Here is a 12427-nt window from a genome sequence, read left to right on the forward strand (position 1 = left end):
AAGATAGAAAATAGCGCGAGGTAAACAAGTAAAAAAAACCGTCCCATAATTACTTATGAGACGGCCTCTTTTTGTTGATGGTTTCTTAGCGCTTGTCCAACGATTAATTGGCGGCATCGATCCTGGCTTGGATTTCGGCAGATTTCGCTTCATCCTGTTGAAAGTCGTAATAACCTTTTAAGCTCCGGAGTGCATCACTATCCGTAGGGTTTAACTCCACAACCTTCTCTAGATAAGGTAAAGCTTCCTTAATTTGTTCCTTTAATGCACTGACCCGGGTATTGTAGTCTGTATTGGACAGCGATTTGTCTTCATTCAATGCATTTAATTGATCTCTAACGCCATTGATAATTGTAGCGGCGGCATTTCTGTTCGCATCAGAATAGTTGGGGTCGATAGCGACGGCCTTCTTGTAGGCTTCGATTGCCTTATCATTGTTGTTTGCCGCCGACTGTGCGATGCCCAAATAGTAATAAAGCGATTTGTTGTTGCCATCTTTCGCTATTTGGTTTTCGATATCCGATACAACTTTTGCTTCGTTACCCACAATAAGATTCAGCTCGATATTTTGCACCGCCGCATCGTTGTCGTTTGGATAGGCCTCCGCAGCTTGCGCCGCATATTCAATAGCGCTGGCCGTATCTTTTGCGGACAAGTATAGTTTCGGCAGGTCGACCATGACCGCTTTGTGCGACGAAAATTCTTTGGCAGGTATCAAAAGCTTATATTTTTCGATCGCATTGGGATAATCCTGGTTTTGAATGGCTGCCAAACCAGCGTAATACGTCAAGGTGGTGTCACCCGGTAAAAAGGTCAACGCATCGCTAAACGAACCATAGGCCGTTTTGAAGTCTTGTTTTTCCCAAGCGGCTACACCCTGATTAAAGTTGAACTGTCCCAGTATCTGTCCAGCAACTTTGATGTTTTCGGCATGCTTACCATCCTTATCCAATGCTGTAGCTTTGGAAATGCCATCTTGGGCTGCCTTTGCCGCTTCGGGCGTGTTGTTTGTCGCCGCAAGATTGGCGTTTACCAAGGCATACACGGTCCATGTATCCGGATCTTCTTTTGTTTTGTCATGTGCAACGGCCAAATCAATTGCTTCTTTGGCAGCATCCAAATTGCTTTTTCCCAATTCTGCTGAACCTGCTGATTTGAGCTCTTCGAATTTCTGCAACGCAGTTTTCGCTTTTCTCAAATTCCCTGATTGCGCAAAAGTAGTCGTGCCAGCGGCAACCAATAAAGAAAATACTATTGCTTTTTTTACATTCATACCTAATTATTTGATAGTTGATTCAATAACAATTTAACGCGATCCAGTTGTGCTAGATCGCCAGACTTTTCATAGTACAATGACAAAGACTTTAATGCATTAACGTCATATGGACGAATTTCGTTTGCCTTCAGCAACAAATTTTGCGCATTATATTGTGCCTCTCCATTATTTTCGTCGCGCAGAAAGTCGTTCAAATAGATCAGCCCCAATGCGAGGTTGGATTCATAATTGTTCTCATTGAGCTGGAGCGTTTTTTCGTAATATTTTTTGGCTATGTCGAGGTTTCCCACTGTCTCGTTCGCGTAGCCGGCGAGGTAGTTCAGCTCAATATTTTGCGGCTCATAGCGAATAGCCTCGTCGATAATAGGCACAATGGCCTTATATTCATTGTTTTGGGCAAATTCTTGGATTAGATTCATGAGAACGGCCTTGTTTTCTGGAAACTTGGTACGTGCCGTCTGCAATGTATTCAGTACCGACTGCTTATTACCGAGGGCCTTATAGATGTTTACAAGTTCCAAATAACGTTCCGCAGTGGCATCGCCTGCTTTCAATAGCTGATCGTAGTAGCCGACTGCGGCTTCGAACTGCTTAGTCTGAACGGCCAGCAATCCCAAATTATAGGTTACATCATAGTTGGCGATATTCAGTTGCTTCACACGCATGTAGCTATTGTAGGCTGCTGTGTAATCCTGTTTACCTAATGCTTTGTTGGCGTTGTATATGTGGGCGGCCGCGAGGTTCTGTTTAACGTACTTTGTTTCCGAAGCGTAGTTTTGCAGGTCGCGCGGCTTTAACTTGGCCAACGCATCGTAGGTGATATCGATGGGATCTTTTGGGTTTTTAATCGTCCGCGTGGAATCGGCATAAGCCATGGAGCTATAGATCATTGCCCGCAAGACATTCACTCGGGTATTGCTTGAGTCCCGACGCGTTTGGTAGGCAGCGTCGATGAACTTTTTCGCGCTTTCCAAGTTTTTCAAATCGCCGGTTTGCGTAAAAAATGCGAAACTGTTGCTGCTTTCTTTGTAATTAGATTGTGCAGCGGCTGCTACCGATATACAAAGCAGCACGCCCGATGTCAGGGCGCGCAAGCAAGTAGCTCTTTTATTCTTCTGTTGTGTCATTTGCATCTGTCGATCCATTTGATTCTTCGTTATCTGTGTCGGTATCCGCATCTTCGATTTCCAACTCCTCTTCGCGAGCTACCTTCGTAATCGACGCGATGGCATCCGTGTCCTTTAAGGTAATCAATCGAACCCCCTGTGTGGCACGACCCATGACGCGGAGCGTCTCCACGCCAATCCGTATCACGATCCCCGATTTGTTGATCATCATGAGATCGTCTGCATCGGTCACGCCCTTTATCGCGACAAGTTCACCCGTTTTATCGGTTACATTGATGGTCTTCACACCTTTGCCACCTCGATTCGTCACCCGGTAGTCCTCGATATCGGTTCGTTTGCCATAACCTTTCTCGGAAACCACCAACACCGTCGTATCCGAACCATCTACAGCAATCATGCCAACTACTTCGTCTTTCTCGCTGGCCAAGCTTATTCCACGTACACCGGTTGCCGTTCTTCCCATCGGACGAACCGTGGATTCGTTGAATCGAATTGCCCTTCCTGAACGTAAAGCCATCACCACCTCACTGTTACCTGTTGTCAAACATGCCTCAAGAAGTTCATCGCCTTCATTGATATTGATAGCATTGATACCATTCGCACGCGGACGCGAATAGGCTTCCAGCGATGTTTTCTTGATTGTACCTTTTTTGGTACACATGATGATGAAGTTGTTCTCCAGATAATCTTGATCTCTTAAATTGATCACCTTGATAAACGCCTTGATCTTTTCGTCTTTCGGAACATTGATGATGTTCTGTAGCGCGCGGCCGCGCGAGGTGCGGCTTCCTTCGGGTATTTCAAAAGCACGCAGCCAGAAGCAACGCCCTTTGTCCGTAAAGAGCAGCAGGTAGTTGTGGGCCGAAGCGGTGATGATGTGCTCGGTGAAATCTTCTTCGCGCGTTGATGAGCCGATGGCTCCTTTCCCGCCACGTCCCTGACGACGGTACTCCGTTAACGGCGTGCGTTTTACGTAAGAGTTGTGGGAGATCGTGATCACGATTTCTTCATCATCGATAAAATCTTCCATCCGCATATCTTCTGCCGAGTGTACGATCAACGAACGACGCTCATCGCCATACTTCTCTTTGATCTCTGCAAGCTCCTCTTTGATGATGTTCATTCGGAGACCTTCATCGGCCAGCACTTCTTTCAAGTAGTCGATCGTTTTCATTAGCTCGGCATATTCCTCTTTGATCTTGTCACGCTCTAGTCCTGTCAACCGCCGCAAGGTCATGTCCAATATTGCCCGAGCCTGAATGTCTGTCAGGCCAAATTTCTCCATTAAGCCCAAACGTGCATCTTCCGGCGTGTCCGACGCGCGGATAAGCCTAATCACTTCGTCCAAATGATCGAGTGCGATTAGGTAACCTTCTAGGATGTGTGCTCTCTTTTCTGCTTCTGCAAGCTCAAACTTTGTCCGTCGAATAACCACCTCATGTCGATGCTCCACAAACTCATGGATCATGTCTTTTAGGTTCAGCAGCATCGGACGCCCTTTTACCAAGGCAATATTGTTGACGGAAAAAGAGGTCTGCAAAGCCGTATATTTATAAAGGTTGTTCAATACCACATTGGCGTTGGCTTCCCTTTTAATTTCATAGACAATACGAAAACCATCGCGATCGGATTCGTCGCGAATCGTTGCTATACCTTCAATCTTTTTTTCGTTGACCAACTCCGCCGTACGTTCGATCATATTGGCCTTATTGACTTGGTAGGGGATTTCGGTCACAATGATACACTCCCTACCATTTTTTAGGGTCTCGATTTCCGCTTTACCACGCATCACCACGCGTCCACGTCCAGTTTCGCAAGCATCCTTGACACCATTGTAACCATAAATAATACCGCCCGTAGGAAAGTCGGGACCTTTAATATGTTGCATCAACTCAGAAACTTCAATATCCCTGTTGTCAATGTAGGCTACCGTTCCATCGATAACTTCAGAAAGGTTGTGTGGCGCCATATTGGTGGCCATACCTACAGCAATTCCGGAAGCACCGTTCACCAATAAATTAGGGATACGGGTAGGAAGGACGGTTGGTTCTTGCAGGGAATCGTCAAAGTTGAGTTGGAAGTCTACCGTATCTTTATTGATGTCCGATAGGATTTCTTCCGCTATTTTCTTTAGCCTTGCTTCGGTATAACGCATGGCCGCAGGCGGATCGCCATCGACCGAGCCGTAGTTTCCTTGCCCGTCCACAAGGGGATAGCGCATGCTCCAATCTTGTGCTAAACGTACCATCGCATCGTAAACCGACGAATCACCATGCGGGTGATATTTACCCAAAACATCTCCAACAATACGGGCAGATTTCTTATAAGGTTTTCCACTCGTTACGCCCAAATCCAACATGCCGTAAAGTACACGTCTGTGTACAGGTTTCATACCGTCTCTAGCATCGGGCAGGGCACGGGAAACAATGACTGACATAGAATAATCTATGTAGGCAGATTTCATTTGATCCTCGATGTTAATAGGGATGATCCTGTCGTTCGCAGGGACTAAATTGTTTTCGTTTTCTGTTTCTTCAGCCATATTTATGTGGTTTCGATAAAACTTGATGTGTTAAGAATTTGGCACACATCGCATGCGAAGTTACGATTTTTTTTAATTGTTAGGCGTATTGGAGGCGGTGAAAATTTGCCCTGGACAACCTCTCAGCCACATCTCCAACCCAACGCACCCCGCGAAGCAAAAGCAGCAGCCGATCCCCTTTTTGAAAATGCGCGCGTCAATTGTTCCGTATATGTCATTTTTTTATTAAAGAAACGTAATGATTGTATTTTTTTTAACAAAAGTTTATAAAGTGTGATAAATTTTAAAAAATATGCTATTTTTGCTTTTCATTTGACGAAGGGATGTCGAATGGCTATGTTATAATTTATTTACTATTAATATATTAACGATGAAACACAATTTTGGGGCAGGACCATGCATTCTTCCAAAGGAAGTATTTCAGGAAGCTTCCGAAGCAGTTATTGATTTTGACAATACCGGGCTTTCCATTCTTGAAATATCGCACCGTTCCAAAGAGTTCGAGCAGGTTGTTTTGGAAGCCGAAGCATTGGTGAGGGAGTTGATGAACGTACCGACTGATTATTCCGTGCTTTTCTTACAGGGTGGTGCCAGTCAGCAGTTTGCCATGGTGCCTATGAATATCTTGCCAGAAGGGGGCAAAGCTGCGTACTTAGATACCGGCGTTTGGGCTACAAAAGCTGCTAAAGAAGCTTCCAAGCTGGGCAATGTCGAAATTGTGGCCTCATCCGCTGATAAAAATTATACATACATCCCAAAGAACTTCGCCGTTCCAGCGGATGCAGCCTACTTTCATTACACATCCAACAACACGATCTACGGGACGGAGATTTTTGAAAAGCCGATCGTTCCGATCCCTACGGTTGTTGATATGTCGTCCGATATCCTGAGCCGCGTGATCGACGTAGCCGATTTTGACTTGATCTATGCTGGCGCGCAAAAAAATATGGGTCCGGCCGGCGTCACACTGGTCATCGTAAAGAACGAGTTGTTAGGCAAGTCTGGACGTGTCATTCCCAGCATATTTGACTATCAGCAACACGCAAAGGCAGGTTCGATGTACAATACGCCGCCTGTTTACTCGATTTATGTTTCGATGTTAAATCTGCGATGGTTGAAAGCTAAGGGAGGGGTGGATGTGATTGAGCAAGAAAACCTGATCAAGGCACGTACGCTTTACGATGAAATCGAGCGCAATCCGTTCTTTAAAGGTACGGCCAATGAGATGGATCGTTCGCGGATGAATGTGACTTTTGTGATGGACAATGCCGAACAGGAGGCTGCTTTCTTAGCGTTAGCGAAAGAGCGTGGTCTAATTGGACTCAAGGGACATCGCTCGGTTGGCGGTTTTAGAGCGTCGATCTATAATGCGTTGAGTATTACATCGATTAATGCCTTGGTAGATGCGATGAAGGAGTTTGAAGAAAAGCAATCATCCTAGCAATCTGTCGCTGAAGTCCCTGACAAGGGCAGCATTTAACTTTTCACTTTTTTAATTTTGACTTTTTAATTTAACAATGAGAATATTAGCAAACGATGGCATCGATACGGCCGGAAAGAAACTGTTGGAGGAAGCCGGTTTTGAAGTCGATACCAACCATATACCGCAAGACGAACTGGCTGAAAAGTTGAATGCCTATGATGCCGTTACCGTTCGCAGTGCGACGAAATTGAGGCAGGAACTTATCGACCAATGTCCGAATATCAAAGCGATTGGTCGTGGTGGTGTAGGGATGGATAACATTGACGTAGCTTATGCAAGATCCAAAGGCATTGCCGTGATCAATACGCCGGCGGCTTCCTCGTTGTCTGTTGCCGAATTGGTGTTTGCACATTTATTGAATGGCGTACGTTTTCTATACGACTCCAATCGGAAGATGCCGGTAGAAGGTGATACCAACTTCGCAGGTTTGAAAAAAGCCTATGCGAAAGGGGTAGAGCTTCGCGGTAAGACCCTTGGTGTAGTTGGCTTTGGACGTATAGGTAGAGAAACTGCCAAGGTGGCTTTGGGACTTGGGATGGACGTGATTTACACCGACCTTTTTGACGGCCCTACCACATTGAGCGTTTCGTTCTCTGGTGGTATCGAGGTTACGCTTCCGGTACAACAAGTTTCCTTTCAAGAGCTATTGCAAGCAGCTGATTTTATTAGCTTGCATGTGCCATTTTTGGATAAACCGGCCATTGGAAAAGAGGAGTTTGCTTTGCTGAAAGATGGTGTCGGTTTGGTCAATGCTTCACGGGGTGGCGTAATCGATGAGCTGGCTTTGATCGAAGCGCTGGATAGCGGTAAGGTAGCATTTGCAGCACTCGATGTTTTTGATAACGAACCCACGCCACGAAAGGAACTGTTGGCTCATCCGCGTATTTCGTTGACGCCACATATTGGTGCGGCAACCAACGAAGCACAGGAACGCATCGGAATTGAACTTGCCCAGCTGCTCATAGACAGCTTGAAGAAGTAGTTTTCCGCATGATGATATAGGTATGCGGCACAAAAGCACTGTAAAGCGTTTGTGCCGCATTTTTTGTTTGGAATAACGTGGAAATAATTACTTTTACACGTTTTAAAGATTAGGTTACGTCAAATTATGAAAATTTTAAAATTCGGTGGTACTTCTGTAGGTAGTGCCCAGCGCATTAAAGGGTTGCTGGATATCGTCAATCCGAAAGAGCGTCAAATTGTTGTGTTGTCTGCTGTTGCAGGTACAACGAATGCATTGGTTGAAATAGGGCATGCTTTCCTTGCCGGAAAGCGCGAAGAAGCGATCGAGCTTGTCAAACAGCATAAAAACAAGTATGAAGGCCTAATCAAGGAATTGTTTACCACCGAGCAAGGACTTGCCAAAGGAAAGAACTTAATTGACTATCACTTTAACTATATCTCTTCTTTAGGTAATGAGATGTTTACTCCAGTGGAGGAAAAGATTACACTAGCACAGGGGGAGCTGCTGTCCACAACGCTATTCCATTTTCATTTGGAAGAAATTGGTATTGCATCGGTGCTTTTGCCAGCGTTGGATTTTATGAAGATCGATGAGGACAATGAGCCTATGGTGGAATATATCGGCGATAAATTGATGAATTTGTTGAGCATACATCCGACGAATACCTTGTTCATCACCCAAGGTTTTATCTGCCGTAACTCCTTTGGCGAGATCGACAACTTACGCCGTGGCGGATCTGATTATACAGCATCATTGATCGGTGCGGCCATTCAGGCTGATGAGGTGCAGATATGGACGGATATAGATGGTATGCACAATAATGATCCACGGGTCGTGAAAACAACATCTCCTATCGCTCATTTAAGTTTTGACGAAGCGGCAGAGCTTGCTTATTTCGGTGCTAAGATTTTACATCCCCAAAGTGTTTTTCCCGCACAGAAATACAATGTTCCCGTGCGCTTGTTAAACACCATGGATCCCCAAGCCTCCGGTACGTTGATCAGTAAGGATGGCGGAACAACGGGACAGATCCGTGCTATCGCTGCAAAAGACGATATCACAGCGATCCATATCCATTCATCCCGCATGTTGCTGGCCTATGGCTTCCTGCGTAAAATCTTTGAGATATTCGAGCGCTACAAGACGCCGATAGATATGATCACCACTTCTGAGGTTGCTGTATCCCTGACGATCGACGACACCCGAAATTTGGATGATATCATCCGCGAAGTAGAAGACTTTGGTCGTGTACGGGTAGACCACCAGCAGACGATTGTCTGTGTAGTTGGCGATTTCAGTGCCAATACCCACGGCTATGCCGCGCGCGCGCTCGATGCCGTTAAACACCTTCCGCTGCGCATGATCTCGTATGGCGGATCGGATTATAACGTCTCCATGCTGTTGGATACCGAACATAAAGTAGAGGCATTACGCTCTTTACACAATCGTTTATTTTAATTGACCGCTATACATGTTGTTTAACAAGTCTCAGGAAGAGAACATAAAGAATTTAGAAACGCCCTTTTATTATTACGATTTGACCTTGCTCAACAGCACGCTGGATCAGGCAAAGGCAGCGGCGGATAGGTATGGTTTTCATGTACATTATGCCCTGAAGGCAAATTTTAATGATCGTTTGCTGCAGGCGATACAGGCCAAAGGTTTTGGTGCGGATTGTGTAAGTGGTAACGAGGTGCAGAAAGCGATCGATAGCGGTTTCCCGGCCAGTCAGATTACCTTTGCCGGTGTCGGTAAATCGGATAAGGAAATTCGTATGGCCTTGAAGCATGGGATTTTCACCTTTAATGTGGAGTCCATCCAAGAAATGGAAGTGATCAATGAGCTGGCCGAAGAACTAGGAGTGGTGGCAAGCGTCTCCTTACGGATCAATCCAAATGTTGACGCACAAACGCACCACTATATCACGACCGGGTTGGATGAAAATAAATTTGGTGTGCCGACGTCCGAATTGGAAAAAGCCGCTACCGTTATCCGTAAATGTGCCCATGTGGAGCTGATGGGACTGCATTTTCACGTAGGTTCCCAAATCACGGATTTGAATGTGTTCAAAAGCTTGTGTGTCAAGGTGAACGAATGGAAAAACTGGTTTGAAGAGCGTGGAACTACCATCAACGTGCTCAATGTAGGGGGGGGACTTGGCGTGGATTACCAACAGCCTGATGCTCATCCTATACCTGATTTTGGGGCCTACTTCGCAATATTCGACAAGTTTTTGGAACGTTCGGCACATCAGGAGGTGCATTTTGAACTCGGACGCGCACTGATTGCGCAATGTGGGTCTCTGATCAGTAAAGTTTTGTACACGAAGAGTGGCATAAAGAAACATTTTTTGGTGCTTGATGCCGGCATGACCGAGTTGATGCGGCCCGCGCTTTATCAAGCATATCATCAGATAGAACGCGTTGCAATGGGCAATACCGGGGAAGCCACGCTGAACTACGATGTTGTAGGCCCAATATGTGAAAGCTCTGACTGTTTTGGAAAAGAAGTACCATTGCCAGTATCCAAACGCGGCGATTTGATCGCTATTCGGACCGCTGGAGCCTACGGCGAGGTCATGGCATCCCGCTATAACCTGCGCGACGAAATTCGTTATGTATACGACAGCGAACTGTAAGCGCTAGTCTCCAGCGGCACAACCATACAGATCATCGACGCTATTTAAAAGCCGATCACTTTTCGTCATTGCGAGGAGGAGGACCGAAGAGGAAGCAATCTTTGTGTGTTACATGCAGATTCATTTCCTACGCAGCCGCCTTTGGCGGCCTTCACACTTCCTCGCAATGACCTTTTGTTAGCGGTGCGGCGGATTCACACGGAAGATAAAGCCCGATCCGTAAATAGTTTCAATAGACAGCTGTTTAGAGTGTTTTAATAGCTTCCTAATCCGAGAAATGAATACATCCAAGCTGCGTCCCATAAAGTAATCGTTTTCCCCCCATATCTGCAGCAGGATATCTTCACGTCGCAACAGTTTCTCTTGGTTTTCATTTAGAAAAAGCATCACCTGCATCTCGCGCAAGGTGAGGTCGACCTGCTTACCATCGGGGCAGTTCATTTTATGGGTGTTTCGATTGATCTGCACATCGCCAATCTGCGTGAGTATGCTGTCGGGTTCGCGGGGCAAACGCTGCGGACGCTGAAAATCCAGTCGTTTCAAAATGTTTTTTATCCGCAGAACCAGTTCGTCAACATCGAAAGGTTTTGTGATGTAGTCATCGGCTCCGATGTGCAGCCCCTGAAGACGATCCTTTTTTTCACGGCGGGCAGTTAGAAAAAGAAACGGCTGTCCTGGCGATTGCTCGCTTATTTCGGATGCCAGCTGAAAGCCATTGTAATCCGGTAACTGCACATCAATAAGCACCAAGTCAAAAACAGGGGATGCCTGAAATGTTTGCAAGGCTTCCGACGCATATTTCGCCCATACGACATCGAAGCCAACCATCTCCAGGTACTGTGAGACTACGTTTCCCAAATCGGTCTCATCTTCTACATACAGCAATTTTCGTTTCTGCTCCATTGTCTGAAAAAAATTAGGTTAAAGTGACGGGTCAGCTGATCCAAATCGTAAATTGCGTCCCCTCGTTCTTTGCACTGTTAACGTCGAGATCCCAGCCGTGCGCCTCTGCTACTTTTTTTACGTAGAATAGTCCCAATCCCAATCCCGGTCGATTACTTGATTCATCTCCCCGATAAAATTTTTGGAAGATGGATTGTAGCTGTTTTTCGTCCAGGCCGATGCCATTGTCACCAATATGTATTCCAGTACGATCGCCCTTTTGGGTAAGTACCACAGCGATACGTTTCTCTATCGATTTATTATACTTAATCGCGTTGTCGAAAATATTATATATGGCTGTGGTAAACAAAAATTTATTGACATGCACCTCTAGATCCGGATTGGGATGGTCATACGTCAGTTCAAGGTCGATGTCTTGCTCCAGTGACAGCCGATAGTCGCTTACCGACTCGGCCAACAAAGGGAGCAGTGGTAGATTCTCTTTCTCCAGGTTATATTCATTCAGTTCCGTAATATTAAGTGCTTGTTTAATTAGTTTTTGCAAGCGCGATGATTGTCGGGCAATAATGGCGGTCAGCTCCGGTATTTTCTCTTCCAAAAGTGCTTTATCCAAGTTTTCGATGCTCCTGTTGGCGACGATGATCGTTGTGATAGGGGTATGGAATTCATGGGTCACGCTATTTAAAAAGTCAGATGTCATTTCGGTCATCTTTTTTTGCCGAATCCAGCTCCGGTAGGTAAGGAAGTAAATACCGATAACCATGGCAATAGCCAAGAAAGCTAACAGAAGTGTAGGTGTCATTTGCTTCAAGATTTTGTAGAATCTCGAATTTGGGTCGTCTGCGTGGAGGGCGAAAGCAATTTTATAGGAATTGCCCTGTGGACTGCTTACCGTAAGACCTGTTATTTGGTTTTGTTTATCGATAACGTCTAGTGTGCCATCAATCAGGATGTGCGGCATCTCCTTGTTCAGCATATATTTTCCTCGAAGGAACGGGATGTAGTGGCGTCCATCGAAGGTAATTTCGAGATCGGTAATGATCAAAGCAGAATTTAAGCCGGTATCCAAGCTTTTGCTTGTTGCGAGCGCACGAAACAAGCTGTCCATATTGCTTTTATCTCGCAAAGCGGTAAAGAGCGTGTCACAAAAATCCTGCGCGAGGGAATCAAATATAGACGGACCTTGCTCATAGGCCTCGCGAAATTGTGGATAGCGAGGCTTGATTAACGAGTCAATGATCTTCTGTCCGCCAGGAAAGAGCTTGTCATTGAGCAATAAATTTCGGTAAGCACTGTCTAAGCTTTTCCGTTCCTCGACCTGGTATTGGTTGTTACGCAAAACGAAGGTGTTATAAATCAAGAGATACTGCACGATAAACAGTACCGAAAAACTTACAATGGAAATAGGTATATGCTTTCTGTTCATGTAAATATAAGGGAACGGGAAGGATTGATATCAGGATCCCATTCAATATGCTATAATACGATAAAAAA

General features: G+C 45.5%; 9 protein-coding genes. 4 read left to right on the forward strand and 5 right to left on the reverse strand.

Annotated elements, in window-relative coordinates; all coding sequences use genetic code 11:
* Positions 1-103: 103 nt before the first annotated feature.
* Genes IE165_RS08735 through gyrA form a run of 3 tightly spaced genes read right to left on the reverse strand, consistent with a single transcriptional unit; the run spans position 104 to position 4945 of the window.
* Positions 104-1273 (reverse strand): tetratricopeptide repeat protein, encoded by a 1170-nt coding sequence (locus IE165_RS08735; RefSeq protein ID WP_189626237.1) that lies wholly within the window; start codon positions 1271-1273, stop codon positions 104-106.
* Positions 1274-1275: 2 nt separating this feature from the next.
* Positions 1276-2403, reverse strand: coding sequence for a tetratricopeptide repeat protein (locus IE165_RS08740; RefSeq protein ID WP_229826476.1), 1128 nt, complete (start codon positions 2401-2403; stop codon positions 1276-1278).
* The gene (gene gyrA / locus IE165_RS08745) at positions 2384-4945 is read right to left on the reverse strand and encodes a DNA gyrase subunit A (protein WP_189626238.1); all 2562 of its coding nucleotides are present in this window, start codon (positions 4943-4945) and stop codon (positions 2384-2386) included. The genes IE165_RS08740 and gyrA overlap by 20 nt, the downstream gene beginning before the upstream one ends.
* A 370-nt stretch (positions 4946-5315) precedes the next feature.
* On the opposite strand from gyrA, the gene serC reads away from it, so the two are divergent.
* The 4 genes from serC (at position 5316) to lysA (ending at position 10030) form a co-directional block, all read left to right on the forward strand.
* On the forward strand, positions 5316-6386 hold the full coding sequence (serC, locus tag IE165_RS08750; RefSeq protein WP_189626239.1) for a 3-phosphoserine/phosphohydroxythreonine transaminase: 1071 nt from the start codon (positions 5316-5318) through the stop codon (positions 6384-6386).
* Between the two features lie 76 nt (positions 6387-6462).
* Positions 6463-7410 (forward strand): D-2-hydroxyacid dehydrogenase, encoded by a 948-nt coding sequence (locus IE165_RS08755; protein ID WP_189626240.1) that lies wholly within the window; start codon positions 6463-6465, stop codon positions 7408-7410.
* A gap of 126 nt (positions 7411-7536) precedes the next feature.
* Positions 7537-8850 (forward strand): aspartate kinase, encoded by a 1314-nt coding sequence (locus IE165_RS08760; RefSeq protein ID WP_189626241.1) that lies wholly within the window; start codon positions 7537-7539, stop codon positions 8848-8850.
* A gap of 16 nt (positions 8851-8866) precedes the next feature.
* Positions 8867-10030, forward strand: coding sequence for a diaminopimelate decarboxylase (gene lysA, locus IE165_RS08765; RefSeq protein WP_373297919.1), 1164 nt, complete (start codon positions 8867-8869; stop codon positions 10028-10030).
* Between the two features lie 177 nt (positions 10031-10207).
* Here the strand turns inward: lysA and IE165_RS08770 are convergent, their stop codons facing one another.
* Together IE165_RS08770 and IE165_RS08775 are read right to left on the reverse strand one after the other, a co-directional pair.
* Positions 10208-10933 (reverse strand): response regulator transcription factor, encoded by a 726-nt coding sequence (locus IE165_RS08770; RefSeq protein ID WP_189626243.1) that lies wholly within the window; start codon positions 10931-10933, stop codon positions 10208-10210.
* 31 nt (positions 10934-10964) lie between these two features.
* Positions 10965-12359: a sensor histidine kinase gene (locus tag IE165_RS08775; RefSeq protein WP_189626244.1), complete on the reverse strand. Its 1395-nt coding sequence runs from the start codon at positions 12357-12359 to the stop codon at positions 10965-10967.
* Positions 12360-12427 lie beyond the last annotated feature (68 nt).

The organism is Sphingobacterium griseoflavum, from assembly GCF_014653155.1.
GTDB classification, from domain to species: domain Bacteria; phylum Bacteroidota; class Bacteroidia; order Sphingobacteriales; family Sphingobacteriaceae; genus Sphingobacterium; species Sphingobacterium griseoflavum.

Bases quoted from the DNA above. Each gene is read 5' to 3' on its own strand.
- serC (WP_189626239.1), top strand. From the start codon at position 5,316: ATGAAACACAATTTTGGGGCAGGACCATGCATTCTTCCAAAGGAAGTA.
- IE165_RS08740 (WP_229826476.1), bottom strand. From the start codon at position 2,403: ATGACACAACAGAAGAATAAAAGAGCTACTTGCTTGCGCGCCCTGACA.
- IE165_RS08775 (WP_189626244.1), bottom strand. From the start codon at position 12,359: ATGAACAGAAAGCATATACCTATTTCCATTGTAAGTTTTTCGGTACTG.
- IE165_RS08760 (WP_189626241.1), top strand. From the start codon at position 7,537: ATGAAAATTTTAAAATTCGGTGGTACTTCTGTAGGTAGTGCCCAGCGC.
- IE165_RS08770 (WP_189626243.1), bottom strand. From the start codon at position 10,933: ATGGAGCAGAAACGAAAATTGCTGTATGTAGAAGATGAGACCGATTTG.
- gyrA (WP_189626238.1), bottom strand. From the start codon at position 4,945: ATGGCTGAAGAAACAGAAAACGAAAACAATTTAGTCCCTGCGAACGAC.
- IE165_RS08735 (WP_189626237.1), bottom strand. From the start codon at position 1,273: ATGAATGTAAAAAAAGCAATAGTATTTTCTTTATTGGTTGCCGCTGGC.
- IE165_RS08755 (WP_189626240.1), top strand. From the start codon at position 6,463: ATGAGAATATTAGCAAACGATGGCATCGATACGGCCGGAAAGAAACTG.